This window comes from Campylobacter sp. BCW_6467, from assembly GCF_001762855.1.
Lineage (GTDB): Bacteria > Campylobacterota > Campylobacteria > Campylobacterales > Campylobacteraceae > Campylobacter_D > Campylobacter_D jejuni.
Map to the genome: position 1 here is coordinate 1 of NZ_MJXP01000031.1, position 17,284 is coordinate 17,284.

A 17,284-nucleotide genomic window follows, 5' to 3' on the forward strand; every position below is an offset into this window, starting at 1 on the left:
GCTTTTAGCTAAACTCTCAAAAACAGGTAAAAAATCCTTATCAAATCCGCTAATTTCAATTTTTATAGCCATTTGTATCCTTTCTTATATAATTTTTATTTTTATTATACCATAAAGGGTTTTGTTGTAAAATTGGAAAAAACTTTTTTTATATATAAAATTACATAAATAAGACAATCAAAATACAATATAAAAGATTAAAGAATAGTAAAAACGGTTTTTTAAAAAAAACTAATATAAATATATGGCTAATTATATAATTAATCCTCCTCTAAGCCATCATTAATTCCTGCTTCTGCAAGTTCAAGCTGTTCTTTTTGATACACTTTATCATCTTTAAAGGCTTCAAAACTTTTTTCCCATAAAACCTTTCTTTGCTCTATATATTCTTGATCTTTACACATATTAATCCTTTTTATTTATCAGGTTTAAAACCACTATCTAAAATTATTTTTGTCATTGCACCTTTAAGTTTATCAAAACGATTTAAAGCTTGCATATTGCTAACTCTAAGCAATCTTATTTTATCATCTTTTTTATAAAACACTTTAAAAACTTCATCACTTTGTTTGTGTTTTACCATATCATCTAAAGTAGGACTATCTATGAATTCATATTCTTTGGTAAAATCTTCATTTAAAACATCGAATAAATCTTGTTTATAAGCATTTGATGAATGGGAATCGCAAGAATGAACATCAATAATATAATCTTATATATTTTTTTTGCATAGCAAATCCTTTAAAAATAGTATAAATTTTTATTTTTAGAATGACTTAAAATCTTTTTTAATTTTTATAAATATTAAGGATATTATTTTTTTATATTATGTTGATGATCTTTTTTATCAAAGTCATAAAATGTAACAAATATGGCTACGGCTATTGCAAAAGCTAAAATAATATATTGTCCTAATGAATGAGATAAATCCATATTGTTTACTTTGTAATATGTTATTTTAACATATAAATTATAACAAACAAGAAAAAATAAAATGAAAATAATAAGAAATTGATTTTTTATTATTTATTATGATAATCTTATTTAAGTACTTTTAAAAAGCTTAGAGTATAAAGTGTTGTGATGTAGCTTTTAAAAAGAAGAATAAAAACAAAGAAGCAGAAAACGCCCTTATAAAAATTATTAATTATATTCACTAACCATAGATGTAATAAAAAATATTGAGTAAAATATAATCAAAACAAATTTCTATTTATTTTTATAAAAACTGCATTTTTAAATTTGCTATGTTATAATTAAAAAAAGGTTGTATAAATATGAAAAATTATTATATTTCAGAAGGTGTAAAAGCTTTATTTTCTATCTATTTTAAAGATCAAACTGAAGAAAATTTCATTAAAGCTCTTAACGAATTTGCTAAAGAAAGCCAAATAAATTCTCAAGAAATAAAAGACAAATCTTTTAGAGAATTTAAAGAAGCCATTTCTAAATTACCAACTATAGATCTTTTGAATACTAGATTTGATAAGCTTGAATATTCAATAGGTGCTAAACTTGATAAGCCTGAAGATTCAGTATGTGCTAAACTTAATAAGCTTGAAAACAAACTAGATAGCTTTAAAAGAGAAGTTAGAACATATGTAATTATTCTTGCTGCTTTAATGTTTATTTTACAGCCTACAATTTTTGATTTAATTTTGTCTATCTTTAAATCATTTCTAAGACAATAAGGTTTTTAACTTTTACTTTCGTTAGTGTGTTTATCATTGAGATAATGAGCTACTAAAACCAATATGCCAAAAACGAGAGTGATAGCACCAATTAAAATAGCTATATTATAACCATCCATTTTTTCTCCTTTTTTCAAAAAAAGTTCAATCTTTAAGAAAGATTGATGATAATGCAACTACCGTTAAAATTAGCAAACTTTCGATGAGGATAATAAAAGCTCTACTATCGCCTGTTTGTAAACCATAAAGACTATTTATAAACAATCCTATGCCAATAGATTCCATGAATCTTAAGATTGCTTTTGTAGGTATTTTTGTAAATATTACTATTTTTTTGAAAAAATTTTTCTTTTTTCTTCTTATCTTATAACAAAAAAATACTAAAAGTCAAGGGTTAAAATATCCCACCTTAGGATTAAGTTACACTAGATTGTTTCTAGTGCGAGAGTATTATTTTAAGTGTTCTACCATAAAGTCCATTATTGCCCAAACACTTGAAATTATAGTGGCAATGCTAACAACACAAGCTCCTATAAGCCAATAGATTCCTTGTTGTTTTAATGAACTTATTGATAGTTTGATTTCACTTTGTAAGGAACTTTCCATTCGTTTGATTTCGGCTTCAAGTCCTTTAGTCTCAGATTGGAATAAATCCTTGCTAACCAACTCATTTCTTATTTGCTCAATGGCTTCTTACTTTAAATTCCCAAAATTAAGCCTTTGCGTTGTTGCTCTATCATTAGCAAATTCTTCAAAAGCTTGAATGAGCTTTTTAGCTTGATCAGTATCTGAAAAAATACTTTTCAATAATGCTTTAAAGCTCTCATTGAGTGTAATTTCTTTTTTCATGGCATATCCTTGCATACTAACTCCTAAATTATAACATATTTTCATGTGCGCTCTTAGGCTACATTTCCAATTTGCTTCCACCATGTTTTTTTCTCAGAGTGAAATCTATAACCTAATTGCTTGATTTTTTCATTTAAACCATAGGTATTTCCTACAATCCAATAATAACCATCTTCATTTTTCACTTCGAGTCCCAAAGATAACAAAACTTGTCTTTCATCTTCGCTAAAAGTTGTAGCGTTTGATTGTGAAAAGTTTTGTGAGAAATCAACTTTCTTTTTGTTTTCATGAGTATTGTTTTGGTAAGCTTCAATATCGATAACAATATTGCTAGTTTCAGTCATTCCAACGCCCATTTCTTCAGTAGAATATAATCCACTAAGTTAGAATTTTACCACTAGCCCAAGTATTTATTGTAGAAGCAAAGACATCTAATTGTCTTCCTAATTCAGTTTGAGTAGTGTTTAACTCTTTACAAACTTCTTTAATAATATTTTCTTTCTCTTCTGTCATGCTAATCCTTTATTTTAGATTAATATTTTTTAGTAATAATTTTTTCATTACTTTTCAGAAATGAAAGGATTTGGCTCATTTTTTGAGTTTCCCTGTCTTAGTGCAGGGATTATTATATTTTCTACTATTTTATTTTTAAGCATTTCAAAATCTTTGTCATTGATTTTTCCTATGTAAGTTTTTATCCTTTTAGTATCAAAAACTCTCATTTGTCCTAAAAGTGCAACTTGTAAAGTGCCTTTATTGTCCTTAAATTTGTGAAATAAAAAGCCTTTTTTGTTTTTAGTCTTAGAACTTAAAGGTGCGCCTAAAAATGTGCCATTATAAAAACTATTTATTACCAAAACAGGACGCGTAAAAAACTCATTTTTACCTTAAACTTCAGCACCGATATTTAAACCAATGCTAAGCCAATAAATCTTTTTTTTACACTAACTTTTCTGATTAATTTTACTTTGTTTAAGCTCTTTTTTCGTTCGTTCCAGCTGTCAAATTGCACTTCGTTCATTTTATTCCTTTATATCTTTTGGCATAATGCTATGTAATGCTGTAAGCAGAAGTTTTATCTTTAAATATTTCTTTTCTATATTTTTCTAAGTTTTTTCATTGTTTCTCCTGTCTTTTTAAAAGATTTGTTTTTCAACTAATTTTCTCTTTCTTTTTTTAATTTATTGGTATTTTGGTTTATGATTTATATAAAAAGCAAGATCCTTATTATAACAGTTCCATTTTTTAAATAGCGAAAAATGAAAGAAGTGATAAAGATTTTGAGATTTTTCCATGTATAAAATAAGGCAGATTTTTATTTTATCAATAGCAATTATTATTAAAAAAAATAGCAGAAAATTTCATTTGCCTATATTAATGTAACTTTTTATTACAATCAGCATTTTCAAAAAACTTTATCATTATTTCAGCCTAAATTTTATCATTTAAAATTAAACTTGATATAAATCTTTTCGTATACTTTGCTCGCTCGATTTAAATATATAAAAGCATAATATTGAATAACCTCTTTTAATACTATGTAATTTTAAACAAGGCATGGTTTTTGATAAAATTTTTAGATGAAAAAATCTACAAGCTTGATTGTTTTATTGATTAATTCCAAAACAAGAACTAAAAATTAACAATCTTAGTCTATTAAAATTCTTTTTATACAATTAAAAAATAATTATTATATACAAATGTGAAAATATGGATAATACGCAAAAATATGCAGCTATAGATCTTAAGTCATTTTATGCTTCTGTTGAATGCATTTTAAGAAAATTAGATCCTCTAAATACCAATCTTGTAGTTGCGGATGAAAGTAGAACTGAAAAAACAATATGTCTTGCGGTATCTCCCGCATTAAGATCTTATAATATATCAGGCAGATTAAGACTATTTGAACTAATACAAAAAGTAAAAACAATCAATTACAAGCGCTTAAAAATTGCTAAATATTTCAGTGCAAAATCATACAATCATCTTGAACTAATAAATAATCCTAATTTAGAACTTGATTACATTGTCGCAAAACCTAGGATGTCAACATATATAGACTATAGTTCTAAAATCTACAGTATTTATTTAAAGTATTTTGATCCAAAAGACATTCATATTTACTCCATTGATGAAGTATTTATTGATTTAACTCCTTATATCAAACATTATAAGCTATCTGCTGACAAACTCATTGAAAACATATTATTTGAAATTTTAAAAACAACTCAAATAACAGCAACTGCGGGAATAGGAACAAATCTTTACTTAGCAAAAATTGCAATGGATATATTAGCCAAAAAACAAAATACTAATAAAGATGGACTTTGCATAGGGTATTTGGATGAAATGCTTTATAGAAGAAAATTATGGCAACACACGCCCATAAATGATTTTTGGCGTATAGGTAAAGGATATGCAACAAAACTAAAAAGCATAGGCATTAACAATATGGGAGATTTAGCAAGATACTCTCTTAATAACGAGGATAAACTTTATCAAATTTTTGGAGTAAATGCTGAGTTATTAATCGATCATGCTTGGGGGTTTGAAAGCTGTACAATGCAAGCTATTAAAGAATATAAAAGCAAACATATCTCTAAGGTAATGGCTAAGGTTTTGCCTAAGCCTTATAGTTTTAAAAAAGCTAGAAATATGCTTAAAGAAATCGTCGATCATATGGTTCTTGAGCTAATTGAGCAAAATTTAACATGCAATCAAATCGTTTTAGATGTACAATATGATAAAGAAAGCTTAGAAAAGGTACAAAGCTACAAGGGTCCAATGAGCAAAGATTCCTATGGAAGATCTATTCCAAAAAATGCACATTCAACAATCAATTTGGATTACCACAGCTCTTCCTTGGAAACTATTTGCAATAAAGGTTTAGAATTGTTTGATTTAATAGTTAATGCTGATTTTTTAATTAGAAAAATAAGTCTTACTCTTAATAATGTTGTAAAAAATGACACGATAAAAAAAATTAAAGAACCCAGTCTTTTTGCCGACATAGAACAGAAGGAAAATAAAAATTTTATAAAAGAAGAGAAATTACAAAAAGCTAGACTCGCGATTGTTCACAAATATGGAAAAAAATCTATTTTTAAAGCCTCGAGTCTTGAAAATGGCTTAAAAATTAATTCGCAAATAGGAGGACACAATGCCTAATAACCACGATGATATTATTAATATTAAATACAAAAAATCTACAAAATATCCTCTTATGCCATTAGAAAAAAGAGCGGCACAGTTTGCTCCATTTTCAGTGCTTAAAGGATTTGATGAAGCAATTGAAAAAAAGAAAAAAGAAATGGAAAGAAAGCTTGAAAAGTCTATCTATATAAACGAGTAATCATGTTTTTATGAGAAAAATATTTTAGATATAAAAATCAATTAAAAACAAGTAAAAAAATAAGTATTTTTTAAATAGTGTATTTTTTATACCACTTTTATCTCTATATATTTTAGACTTAAAATAAAATTAATTAAAATTAGTATTAAAATTTTATCTTTTTTTTTCTGTGAATTTTCATATAAAAAATATTGTTTTTTAAATGATTAAAAAAATAAAAAATTATCTTGTACTTTTTGTGAGCAAAAATTCAAAGAGAAAATTACAGCAAAACTATATTTATTTTGATTTATTTTTTTGTTTTTTTTATCTATCTTTACTCTAAAATTTTTGTAAATTTTTCAATTAAAAAATACTCCAAATCCAAACCCACGAAAAGACAAAAAATAGTTTTAATTAAGCATTAAAAAGTCTAGGTTTAAGCAATGGCATTTTTATACCTACCCTAAAGCAAAGAATGCCTATTTTTAGGGACTTTAATTTTTAATTAAGCATTAAAAAGTCTAGGTTTAAGCAAGGGCATTTTTATACCTACCCTAAAGCAAAGAATGTCTATAAATTGGAGATTTATAGTATTTTTAGAATGAAATTTATTTTTCTCAAAAAAAGGGTGTTAAAAAATTTTATACCTACCATACATTAACTTCGTTAATAATATTGCCATTTTTATACCTAACCTAAAGTATTTTTAGCCCCTGAAATAGAAAAGCATTCTTCTCACCCTTTATCACCTCATTTATTCCCCTTCTTTATCCGCTACATTTCATTGAATAATTTTCATCATTTATCACCCCCTTTATACCCCATCTCCCATTCCTCCCTATCTTGCATTCTACGCATTCAAATCTCATCTTAACGCTATCCTTAACACAAATCCTTATAGCCTTTATACTCATTCTTTCTCTCATTTATCACCTCATTTATTCCCTCATTTATTGCCTTATTTATCACCTCATTCTTTCTCATTTACTCCCTATTTTTGCCACTTTTTAAACATATTTCTAGCATAAACTTTCCCTAATATATAAAAATACTCATTTCATACCCAAGTTAAATAAAAATACGGTATAATTTCATAAAGCACTAAAACCACAGAAGAAAACTTATGTCTAAAACTAATACACGCCCAAGCGAAAAAACAAAATGCACAAAGCCATAGAAACTTGGTTTACCAAAATATACCTAAACAAAATAATCCACAAAGAGAAAAACGACAAATTATTTGTCAATATAACTAGCTGTCTAGCATTCATACTCTCAATCTATGGCAAAACAGATGAAAACAAAAGCAAAATGACACCTGCTGTTATGGCTTATATCAAAAAAACAAAAAACACTTTTATTGCCAAACTAAAAAGAGTTAAAAACCATGAGAGCATTATCGATTTACAAGCCAAATACCCAAAGCTTGATATAGTTTCAGCCTATCAGTTTCTAACACTCAAAGACAAATTCAAAATCACCAAATCAGAAATCCAAGATTTTGAAACACTAATCGATATTCTTTCAAAAAACACCCAAAAATCAAAAAAATAACCCTAAAACGATAAAAACCATTAAAAAAATCATTTTAGCCTTTTAAAGGCTAATTCTGTCATTTTAAACCCTATATCCATTCAAGATACACACTTGCAATCAAAAAAACATAAAAAAACCTACAAAAACCACAGTCCATTTCAAAACTGCAAAGCATTTTTGAAAATTCGCAAGAACTTCTAAAATAAGCCCTTGATCTCATATTATCGCTATAAATCAAGCACAATCAAAAATACACGCCATGAAGAAAATTTTGTAGTTTTTAGCTCTAAAGTCTATTTTTGCCAAAAATCTTACACAATAACTCGATTATCAATAATGCTTAAAAACCTACAAAATAGATATTTTAAAAGCTTTTTACAAATCGCAAAATGTCGGTAAAACATTGATATTACTTGCCCGCAATAATAAGCTTTAAATGCCTATATTTGGGCTATACTCTTGCATTATGCCCATTGGCTCAACTTTTTACATTTTTTTCAAAAAAAGCAAAAGAACCTAAAAATAAGGGTTTTAACATAGATAAGCCATGAATATTGATATTTTACTTTTTTATTACACTTTTTAGTATATTTTTTTCAACAATAAAAATTAAATTAATATTAAAAACCCTATAAAATAGTATTTTAAACAAACTCTTTTTTGTAGTTAAGTTGTAATAAAGTTGCACTCAAGTTTTAGTAAAAATAACATTAACTACATATTAACTACATATTAACTACACTTTTACTTCAAAAAACATGCAAATTTTCACATTTTTGTAGTTAAAGTGTAGTGAAAGTGTAATAAAGTTGAACTCAAATTGTAGTTAAGTTGAAAATAATTGTAATAAAGTTGAATTCAAGTTGTAATTATGTTGTAGTTAAGTTGTAATTATGTTGTAATTATGTTGTAATTAAGTTGAAAATAAAATGCAGTTTATCAAGTAGCATTTTTTTGCACTCAAGTTGTAGTTATGTTGTAGTAAAAGTGTAGTTAAGTTGAAATAAAAATTTACATAAACATAAACTATACTTGAAGTAAAGTTGTATTAATGTGTATCACATATTGAAATAAAATTACATATTGCTTGAAAACAACTTGTAATATATGTATTTTATTTAGTTGATTTGTAATTAACTCGCAACAACTTATATTTTAACTCCAACAGGAAAAGTAATAGGCACTCCTATTGAAGGAGCGGTTGATTCTGACATACTTTTTGGACTATTGAAAGGTTTAGAAGATTATAAGAAAGGACAATTAGGTTTTTAGCGTGGAAAAAAACATAGAAAAATTAATTTTAGAAGCCTATGAAGATAGTAAAACTAAATTTGACCATGTTACTACAGGACATATCAGTCAATATTTGAAAAGAAAATATGATTTAAAAATCAATTGTAGTAAGGCATTAATAGAAGCAGGCTTTGATCTTGAAAAAGATGAAAACGAACCTTCTTTAGTTTATGTTAAAAAAGCTACCACAAGAAACAAGACTTCAAATCGTGATCAAATTCAAAACAAAGTTGAAGAGAAACCTTTGTTGTTTTGATTTGCCTATTTTCCAAATTTTCTAAATACACTCCAAGAGCTTTCTAATATAGCTCAAAAAGAATTTTGGGGAAACGGAAATAATATTTTATTTTCTTATCTATTTAAATATTTTGAGTTCATTTATGAAAATAAAAGCTATCCTGATATTATTACTTATAATAAAGACAAAACAAAGGCATGTTTCAATACAGGTTTATATAGTACAGGTGTTTTTCCAATATTTGCATACTTTGAAATTCAAGAAAACGGAGGATATGTTTTTAGAAAATTTTGTTCTAATGGAGATAGAGTTTTAGATGATTTAGAAATACCTAAATCTTTAAGCGATTATGATACATTCAAAAATGAAATCATTTTTGACAGTAAATTGGATTTTAGGGTAAATCATTTGCATCTTTTTGAGAGAAAAGAGCGATTACCTGAAATTGTGAAAAAACTAAATGATAGGTTCATAGGACACATTATTAATGGTGAATTGAAAATCATCAAAGATAATTATAATCTTCAAAAGATGATTATTCCTGCAGCTTATAAGCAAAGGGTAGTTTTATACATTCCTTTGAAACTTCAAGAAGAATCAGTTGATACGATAGTTGTAGTTGAAAAAGAAGAGGTAAAAAACGAACAGTATTACGCTGTGAGAACTATACTAAATCCGCATGATAATATTTACAAAACTGCAAGAGTTCTTTCAATAGTTGAATCTGAATGGGTAAAAAACACCATTTGAAAGTGAAAACATTGGTAAAATAGGCTTTTTAGATAAGTCTATTTTATCATATAATTTTATTTCCAAAAAAAGAAATGGAAAGAAAGCTTGAAAAAAGTACTTACAAGTGTGAATAATAATATTTTTTGTAAAAATTTGATATGATTTAAGAATATTAATCCAATATTAGAGAAATTCATGCCAACAGAACAAACCGATCTTGAATATTTGTTTTCTAAAGAAAGATTAGAATCTTATAATAATATTTACGAACATTTTGATAATTTAAAAATGATTGCAAGCATAACAACAAAAATAGCAATACTTGAACTAGTATTAAGAAATTTACTAGATAAACATATGAAAGAAAAAGATTTAGAATGGTTAAGAAATTATAACGAAGAAAACATCAAACAAAAAATAATTAAATTGCAAAACAAAGAAATATTAGATAACAATCAACTCATTTCAAGAATTTCTTTAGGAGATGTAATATTTATAATTAAGCTAGAACACTTAGAGGCAAAAATAATTAATTCTTCTAATATAAATTTTAAAAAATATTATGCACACAACAAAGAATATTACTTTCACTATGTAAATAATAAAAAATATAAAAATAGTTTTAGCAATATAGAAAAAGCAAATATTGTTCTTAACCTTTTACTCACAATCAGAAATAGAAGTTTTCACTGGGAAAATTTATATAAAACAAAAATAACAAATCAAAAGGCTTTAGCTCCTAGAATCACCACAAAATCACATAATACCTTTATAGGCGTTATGCCAAATAAAATCAATGCTTTTTTAAGTGATTTAATAGAGAGTTTTGAAAAAGATTTGAATAGCTACTTAAAATAGTATTTAAGATGGGCGATCTCGATCCGCCCTTATAATGATTTTAAATTATATCATACAATAAAAAAATTGTCAATTTAGTTTATATTTAGTATTGCTCTAAAATGTTGATTGTATAATAACATAATATTTAGATTTTCGTTTTCAAGGAGTGTAAATGAGTGATACTATTATTTTAGGTATTTTATTAGAGAAGTACAATAATGCTAAATATAAAAAAGTCGGAAACTGTATTAAACTTCGTTATCAATATCACGATGTAAATGTGAATTTATATTTTGATGGTTATGATAAAAATTATCCTTCAACTTCTATATTTTTATCAATAAAATTTTGTAAAATTTGATTTAAATCATCTTTTGCAATAGAATCATCTGCAACACCGACAACAATATCTTCCATAACTTCAGCAAATTTATCATTATATTTACCATCTAAATCTAAAAAGTGCATACCTAGAAATATCGAAGTCCGTTTATTTCCATCAGCAAATGGATGAAATTTTACACAGGAAAATATTAAATGTGTAATTTTATCAGTTATTGTAGGATAGTAATCATCGTTTTTTATATGCTCTAATGCGCTAGCCAAATATCCTATTTGTGTTTCATTATAACCACTTAATCCGCCTGTTTTTTCAATAATCTTTTCGTGTATAGCAATAGCTTCGCTTAGTTCTATATATTTCATTTATTTTTAAGTCTTTGAAACACCGCATTTATAGCAGGTTTTTCTAACTCTTTTTCCATTTTTGCCATAGTTTTTTTAACTGCTTTTCTCTCAGCTAAATATTCTTTATTATTTTTTTGTTGCGTATTATATTCTGTGGTTTTCATTTTACTACCCTCTTTATTCTTTCAATTAATATCCTAAATACTGTATAGACTATTTTAACATTTATATTTGATTAGCAAATCAATATGAAGCTAAAAAAATTAATTTGCTAATTATACCCAAATTAATTTTCATTAAGCAATAAATAAAACAATCAAGTCAAAAAAAAAGAAATCCGTTTCAAACCCCTAAAAAATAAGCATTTTATAGCAAAAATACTTGCAAAATTTATTAAAATATGGTATAATTTTATTAAAAATATGAATAAGTTATTAATCAAGGAGTAATATTATGTTTTCCACATACTTAGTTGTTAGCTTTTTAATATTTATTGTGTTGTTTTTTTCAATTTTAAGTTTTTATATGGTTTTTCTAAAAAACAGAAATACAGAAAAAAGGAAAACTAAAATAATTAATAAATTTTTATTTCTCTTATGTTTTCTCTTGCTAATTTCAATTTCGATTTTAATTGGAGTTTATTTAGGAGTGTTAACAACTGTTAAATCTGTCGTAATTGCTTTTATTGCATTAGTTTTTATATTATCGTTGTTTTTCATGGCTTTTTCTGTAAATTGTGCTATTTTAGATTCTATTTTATCTTTAAACAAAAGGCTATAAAGCCTTTTGTTTAAATAGAAGGAGTATCTTTTCCAAGAGGATTCCAATTTTTAGAAGTTTCTCTAATAGCATTACCTCCTTTTTTATTATCTTGAGCTATTTGTGAGTGAGTTGCTCCGCTTTTAACTTCTTGACTATCTGGCATTGTTGTAGTGTTGCTTGTTCTTTTACTACTTTGATTTACTTGATCTTGATTTAAATTAGATTGAGTTAAAACACTTCTTTCTGATCCATCAATGGTTTTAAAATTCATACCTGCAGCGTGTGGCATAGTAGTATTATTTGGACTAACAATGCTTTGAGCGCCGTATTGACTATTATACTGTGCAAGTTGCGCAGGATCATTTTTAATCATATCGGATACATAATTACCTGCTTTTGCAAAGTATTCATTTTGTTGAGCTGTATTAAGGCTGCTAAAGTCTTTATTATCTCCTGCAGCAAGATCTCTTGCAACCACATTAAGTGTATTGTCAATATTATTAGTACTGACAGATTGAATACCTTGTTCTGTTTGTGTATAGCTTTGAGCATACCCAACCATTTTTGAATAAGCTGTAGAATCGCCACCTGAAAGTGTATTGCTCCAAGAAGAATCCATACCTTTTGTGGTAGATAGAGTTTTAAGAGAAGCTCTTTCCATTATTTCATTATATGCAGCTTTTTGAGCTTCTGAAAAAGTTTCAACATTTCCTATACCTCTTTTTGAACTCGCACTTGATTGAATTTCAGCACCATTTCCAAGAATGTTAAAACCTGCATGAGCAGAAGCTGCTAATGCAATTTCCGCCTTTTCTTCGCTAGTTAAATCAGTTCTATTTTGAATCTCTTGTCCAATATTATTTGCAAAAGCCTTCTTAAATGCTTCATCTCCTTTCTCCATAAATCCTTTAGCTTCATTTAATGCACTTGCTCTACCGCTTTGACTCATATGTGAATACTGATCATTAAAGTTTTTATTCCAAGCATCAGAATTTGCTTGAGATACGCTATTAACAGTTGTCATAGCTCCTGCACTAAGTTTGGCGCCTGACATCATACCATCAACATTTGTTCCTGTCATATTTGCATTAGAGATTTCAGAATTCTTTGTATTGTCACCCATAACTGATTGAGTATTAAATTTAGTAACCGCACCATCTATATTTCTTGCATATTGAAGCGATGCTACCCCTGCATTCATCGCCCAAACTTCATCTCCTCTAGGAGCAGCAATGCTAGTTTGCGTAGATAGAGCTTGCTGATTTGCAAAGCTTCCAGCAGCTCTTGAAGCACCTGTTAGAGCTTGAGATAATCCAGAAGCAAAAGTTATAAATCCTTGCTCACTTGCTTTAGCAATTGCATAAGCTAAAACAGGAGTACTCATTACAAGATAATTCATGAAATTTGATCTATTTGCTACTTCTTTGAATATAAGCATGTTATCTCCTAAGCTTAAAGCTGCTTTTCCACCTGTTATTACTTGTGCAACATTCATAAGATTAAAATCATTTATAAAATTAATAATACAAAGTATAGGAGTCCAAAGCACTATCCAAATACATAGAGTAAAAAACATCTTAATATGTGCGTAAGAGCCAAATACAATAGAAAGCAAAGCAACAAGCCAAGATAAACCTATGATAATAGCTGTTAAATAAGCTTTAGCTAAAGGCAAATAAGTTTGCGCCATGTGTCCTTGTGCTTGCATACTTGCATAAAATTGCTGATCCGCATAAGCAGTATTTGCAGCCACAGAAGCAGGATTTAATCCTACTGATTTAGCGGTATTAATGATTGCATCTTGAGAAGCAAGCATTACCATGGATTGTTGCAAATAAGATCTAGCACTTACAGCTTGTTCGTTATAGATTTGTGCAGCGCCTAAGAACTTTTGCTCATAATTTGTCATATCATTCGCCATACCAAGCAAAGCAGCATGAATCTTCATAGCTTCATCTGTATCGTTTTGAATCATTTCAACGATTTGAGGACCTGCATCAGAACAAGGCACAACACTTTGTTCTTCAACATTATTGTTATTTTTAAACAAAGGAGTAAGCTGAGAGCCATTGCCTATGTTTGTGAAAAGATCTTGCATTAAATTATCAGAGTTTTGAAAAAGATTTCTACCTTGTTGATTAAGTAAGATACCTACTGAAACGCAGTTTCTAAAGTAAAAATCAATATTTTTTTGTAAAGTTGCATCAATAGCCGAAAGCTTTACACTTGGTAAAGTACTCATCACTTGAAGCGAAAAACCTAAACCTGCATTAGAAAAATTTGTAGATTGTGGAGTTGAAAAATGTTTTTCCATAGCTTCTAGGATAACCTTCTCAAATTGTGTCATTAATGCAAAGCTTTTTCCTATACCTATAGGAATTTGAGAAATGACATAATCTTTACTTGTTACTTCATCGTGAATCATGAAGCGGTGACTATTGTCATTTGGCGCTCTTAAAAACATCTGCCACACTACAGCAAAAAGTATAAACATTTTTCCAAATTCAAACACAGGATTTGTTTGTCCATCCATTGCTTTTTTGATACTAAAAAGCAATAATGAGATAGCTAAGGCTGCATTAACGATATAACTTGTTTCAGTGGTTATTCCTTTAACAGCTTGCATGATTTCATTCATCACATCGCCATAACCCCAAGTATAAATTAAATTGCTATTAGCTATTTCAGTTGCACCAAATAAAAATGAAGGTGCAAAAAACAAAGTGCTAAGGAATAAAAAGTAAAATCTTTTCATGGACTGTTTTAAGAAGTTAAAGAGTTTGTTTGGTATAATTATAAAAGGTAGATGCCAAAGGCGGCTACCTTTGGCATTAATCATAACCTAGAAAGGCGGTGATTAAATTGTCCAATAAAATTATAGTAATAATTATACTACTTTGTATAATTATAGTCAAGTGTTATTAACACTTGATTTCCCCTTTTTTTAAGGGGAGCTATAATTTTCCCTTTGGCTTAACCAAACAAGCTTTTAACTAAGCTTATCTCCTTTCTGTTGAATTATTTTATTTTTTAATTTATATTTTTCTTGCTTATGCTAAAAGATAAGATTCAATCATAAATAAAATGTATTAAGAAGTCAAAGAATTTGTTTGGTATAATTGCATTAAGGGTTTTACCACAAGGCTGCAACCCTGTGGCATAATCACACCCTAGAAAGGGGGTGAAACTATGTTTCGTTTCGTACTTATAATTATACTAATTTGTATAATTACTGTCAAGGCTTATTAGCCTTGCCCCTTTTCTTAAGGGGCGAAACTCCCTTGTGGCTTGCACCAAACAAACTTTTAACTAAGCTTCTCTTCTTTCTATTGAATTTCTATATTTTTTTATATTTTTTATTTGAACTAAATAATAAACTTAACAAGATTTAAATTTACCAAATCTACTATCTTTTTACTTCAATCTCACATTCATAATCATATTAGATAAAAAGATACTATCTTTATCAAAGTCTTTTGAGTTATATTCATTTTTTGATTGTATAGTTTGCATTAAAGTTGAAAGGTTATACAAACTTAAACTTTCTAATATATTTATGAGTTCTATCTTGCTTAAAGTATTAAAATCATTTAACAATCTAAGATAATTACTTATAATAGAAGAAGAATTTATATTATGAAATACAATTTTATTTTTTATATCTTTTTTAATAAAAAATTGATTATTTTTTATATAAAAATAATCTTTAAGATGATGATTACTTAATATTTGATTATAAAAACTTAAAAGACTTTCTTTGCTGTTTAAGTCTATAAAATTAAGATAAAAATTCTTTTCTTCTAAAGCTAATTTTAAAGCATTAAGATTAGTAAAAGAAGTATTAATATTTTCATTATTTTTTAAAGCATAAACGATATTTTCTTGTTCTTGTTTTTGGGTAATAGCATATTGTAATAAAGGATTTTTATAATGTGTATCGCTATTGATTAAAACATTGATATAAAAAGCTTCTTTGCTTTTCTTAGTTAATTGAAGCAAAGATAAAAGTGTAGAAGGGATATAAAAAGAATCAAGCTTTAAATTTAAATACTTATCATAAGTATTTATATAAGTTAATTCTTGACTAAAATCCAAAGCTTGTTCTTTTAAATTTAAAAGCATTGTTCCACCTAATCCTAATAAAGCTAGATTTTTGAAATTCTCTAAAGCTTTTCTTTTTTCTAAATTGATTTGAAGTATTTTTTGCATTGTTTTTCCTTTCTTTTGTGGCTTACTCTTTGATATTATGTTCTTTAGCATAAGCTCTTATCTTAGCTCGAAGTTCTTGCGGAAAATTATATCTATAAATAGCAGGAATTCTTGGATCAAGGAGTCTATCAAGCTTATGTCTTTTATAAATAATTTCTAGTCTTTCAGGGCTATAGTATCTTGGAGCATTAGGATAGCCTTGAGGAGGAGTGAGGGCTGCTAATTTGGCGCTTAATACTAGGGTATCCATAGTCAGTTTAGCAGATCTTTCATCTCTTTCGTTTCTAATATCTACATCAAATCTAGTTGCCATTCCATTTTTATATCCATCCATATAATGATCAAATTCTTTCCTACTTTCAGGAGTAGAATCTATATCTCTTGGATCTTTTAATTTACCTTTTTCAATATCATCATATAAAGCCCAAATGATTCTACCTTCTTCATCATAGGCAAAATCATATTTATTTAAATCAATCGTCCAATCTGCTCCTATAATCTCATCTAAAAAAGGAAGCATACCAAATTCATCTAATAAACTCTCATAATGATAATCGTGTAAATCATAAATCATTTTTGCTCTAAGCTTATTCCAATGTTGCCCTGTAAGAAAAGAATTAGAACACAATACTGCTAAACCTAAACTTTTAAAAGCATTTTTATCTCCAAGTTGAGCTTGTAAAAACAATGCTTGTTGTTGTCTTGCTTTAAATCCTACGGCAGCTGTGGGACTAGCTTTAATATTTCCCAAAAGTAAAGCAGACAATTCCCATTCATTAAAGAAAGAATAAGATTTTAATGTTCCACGATGAGAACTTACTTCATCATAAATATAAGCGTATTCTTCATTAACCAATCTTCCTTTTTCATCTACATTAGCATAAGCATCATAGGGTATATCTATAACCACAGATCTTAATCCACTTCTTATTGCTAAATATTTATATCTTTCTCTTTTGGTTTTTAAAGAATGATAATAAGCTTTTTCTGCTTTAGTCCAAGGAGCTATGCTTCCTTTGATAGGATCTTTTAAATATATACTTTGCCAATCTTTAAATTCAAGTAAAGTAGATTTCTCCCCTGTGTGAAATTCAGGATCTAGGTATTGGGGTT

The 17,284-nt window shown here is 27.4% G+C and carries 18 protein-coding genes and 1 pseudogene; 6 read left to right on the top strand and 13 right to left on the bottom strand.

Annotated elements, in window-relative coordinates:
- Positions 1-260: 260 nt before the first annotated feature.
- Positions 261-404, bottom strand: coding sequence for a hypothetical protein (locus AJ888_RS09180; protein WP_002807233.1), 144 nt, complete (start codon positions 402-404; stop codon positions 261-263).
- Between the two features lie 11 nt (positions 405-415).
- Positions 416-583 carry a hypothetical protein gene (locus AJ888_RS09185; RefSeq protein ID WP_162842029.1) on the bottom strand — a complete coding sequence of 56 codons (168 nt, stop codon included), beginning with the start codon at positions 581-583 and terminating at the stop codon, positions 416-418.
- Positions 584-1,277: 694 nt separating this feature from the next.
- On the opposite strand from AJ888_RS09185, the gene AJ888_RS04845 reads away from it, so the two are divergent.
- Positions 1,278-1,691 carry a hypothetical protein gene (locus AJ888_RS04845; protein ID WP_002861519.1) on the top strand — a complete coding sequence of 138 codons (414 nt, stop codon included), beginning with the start codon at positions 1,278-1,280 and terminating at the stop codon, positions 1,689-1,691.
- Positions 1,692-2,141: 450 nt separating this feature from the next.
- Here the strand turns inward: AJ888_RS04845 and AJ888_RS09435 are convergent, their stop codons facing one another.
- The 5 genes from AJ888_RS09435 to AJ888_RS09445 form a co-directional block, all read right to left on the bottom strand.
- A complete protein-coding gene (locus tag AJ888_RS09435) occupies positions 2,142-2,297 on the bottom strand; it encodes a hypothetical protein (protein WP_225899392.1) in 156 nt (51 codons plus the stop codon).
- Between the two features lie 87 nt (positions 2,298-2,384).
- Entirely contained in the window at positions 2,385-2,540 is a 156-nt protein-coding gene (locus AJ888_RS09440; protein WP_002861521.1) for a hypothetical protein, read from the bottom strand.
- Positions 2,541-2,593: 53 nt separating this feature from the next.
- Positions 2,594-2,884, bottom strand: a complete 291-nt coding sequence (locus AJ888_RS04855; protein ID WP_250482852.1) for a recombinase — start codon at positions 2,882-2,884, stop codon at positions 2,594-2,596.
- Positions 2,885-2,918: 34 nt separating this feature from the next.
- Positions 2,919-3,053, bottom strand: coding sequence for a transcriptional regulator (locus AJ888_RS04860; protein WP_002861523.1), 135 nt, complete (start codon positions 3,051-3,053; stop codon positions 2,919-2,921).
- Positions 3,054-3,100: 47 nt separating this feature from the next.
- On the bottom strand, positions 3,101-3,397 hold the full coding sequence (locus tag AJ888_RS09445) for a type II toxin-antitoxin system PemK/MazF family toxin (RefSeq protein WP_052950193.1): 297 nt from the start codon (positions 3,395-3,397) through the stop codon (positions 3,101-3,103).
- A gap of 853 nt (positions 3,398-4,250) precedes the next feature.
- Between AJ888_RS09445 and AJ888_RS04870 the strand changes: the two genes are divergently transcribed.
- The 5 genes and pseudogenes from AJ888_RS04870 (at position 4,251) to AJ888_RS04890 (ending at position 10,531) form a co-directional block, all read left to right on the top strand.
- A complete protein-coding gene (locus tag AJ888_RS04870; RefSeq protein WP_002861528.1) occupies positions 4,251-5,708 on the top strand; it encodes a DNA methylase in 1,458 nt (485 codons plus the stop codon).
- Positions 5,701-5,892: a hypothetical protein gene (locus AJ888_RS04875; RefSeq protein WP_002779581.1), complete on the top strand. Its 192-nt coding sequence runs from the start codon at positions 5,701-5,703 to the stop codon at positions 5,890-5,892. The genes AJ888_RS04870 and AJ888_RS04875 overlap by 8 nt, the downstream gene beginning before the upstream one ends.
- A gap of 1,308 nt (positions 5,893-7,200) precedes the next feature.
- The gene (locus AJ888_RS09450) at positions 7,201-7,428 is read left to right on the top strand and encodes a hypothetical protein (RefSeq protein ID WP_079757448.1); all 228 of its coding nucleotides are present in this window, start codon (positions 7,201-7,203) and stop codon (positions 7,426-7,428) included.
- Between the two features lie 1,255 nt (positions 7,429-8,683).
- Positions 8,684-9,691: pseudogene (locus AJ888_RS04885) on the top strand (DUF3825 domain-containing protein).
- Between the two features lie 177 nt (positions 9,692-9,868).
- Positions 9,869-10,531: a hypothetical protein gene (locus AJ888_RS04890; protein WP_002871457.1), complete on the top strand. Its 663-nt coding sequence runs from the start codon at positions 9,869-9,871 to the stop codon at positions 10,529-10,531.
- A 294-nt stretch (positions 10,532-10,825) separates the two neighbouring features.
- On the opposite strand, the gene AJ888_RS04900 is transcribed toward AJ888_RS04890, so the two are convergent.
- The 6 genes from AJ888_RS04900 to AJ888_RS04915 form a co-directional block, all read right to left on the bottom strand.
- A complete protein-coding gene (locus AJ888_RS04900; protein ID WP_002861538.1) occupies positions 10,826-11,218 on the bottom strand; it encodes a type II toxin-antitoxin system death-on-curing family toxin in 393 nt (130 codons plus the stop codon).
- Positions 11,215-11,364, bottom strand: a complete 150-nt coding sequence (locus AJ888_RS09195; protein WP_002861539.1) for a hypothetical protein — start codon at positions 11,362-11,364, stop codon at positions 11,215-11,217. Before AJ888_RS09195 ends, AJ888_RS04900 begins: the two co-directional genes overlap by 4 nt.
- A 474-nt stretch (positions 11,365-11,838) precedes the next feature.
- Positions 11,839-11,970 carry a hypothetical protein gene (locus AJ888_RS09460; RefSeq protein WP_257841619.1) on the bottom strand — a complete coding sequence of 44 codons (132 nt, stop codon included), beginning with the start codon at positions 11,968-11,970 and terminating at the stop codon, positions 11,839-11,841.
- A 20-nt stretch (positions 11,971-11,990) separates the two neighbouring features.
- Positions 11,991-14,717 (bottom strand): conjugal transfer protein TraG N-terminal domain-containing protein, encoded by a 2,727-nt coding sequence (locus AJ888_RS04905; RefSeq protein WP_032603324.1) that lies wholly within the window; start codon positions 14,715-14,717, stop codon positions 11,991-11,993.
- Between the two features lie 659 nt (positions 14,718-15,376).
- Positions 15,377-16,171 (bottom strand): hypothetical protein, encoded by a 795-nt coding sequence (locus tag AJ888_RS04910; protein ID WP_032603326.1) that lies wholly within the window; start codon positions 16,169-16,171, stop codon positions 15,377-15,379.
- 22 nt (positions 16,172-16,193) lie between these two features.
- The coding region (locus AJ888_RS04915; RefSeq protein ID WP_070296158.1) for a hypothetical protein at positions 16,194-17,284 on the bottom strand (1,091 nt) is incomplete at its 5' end.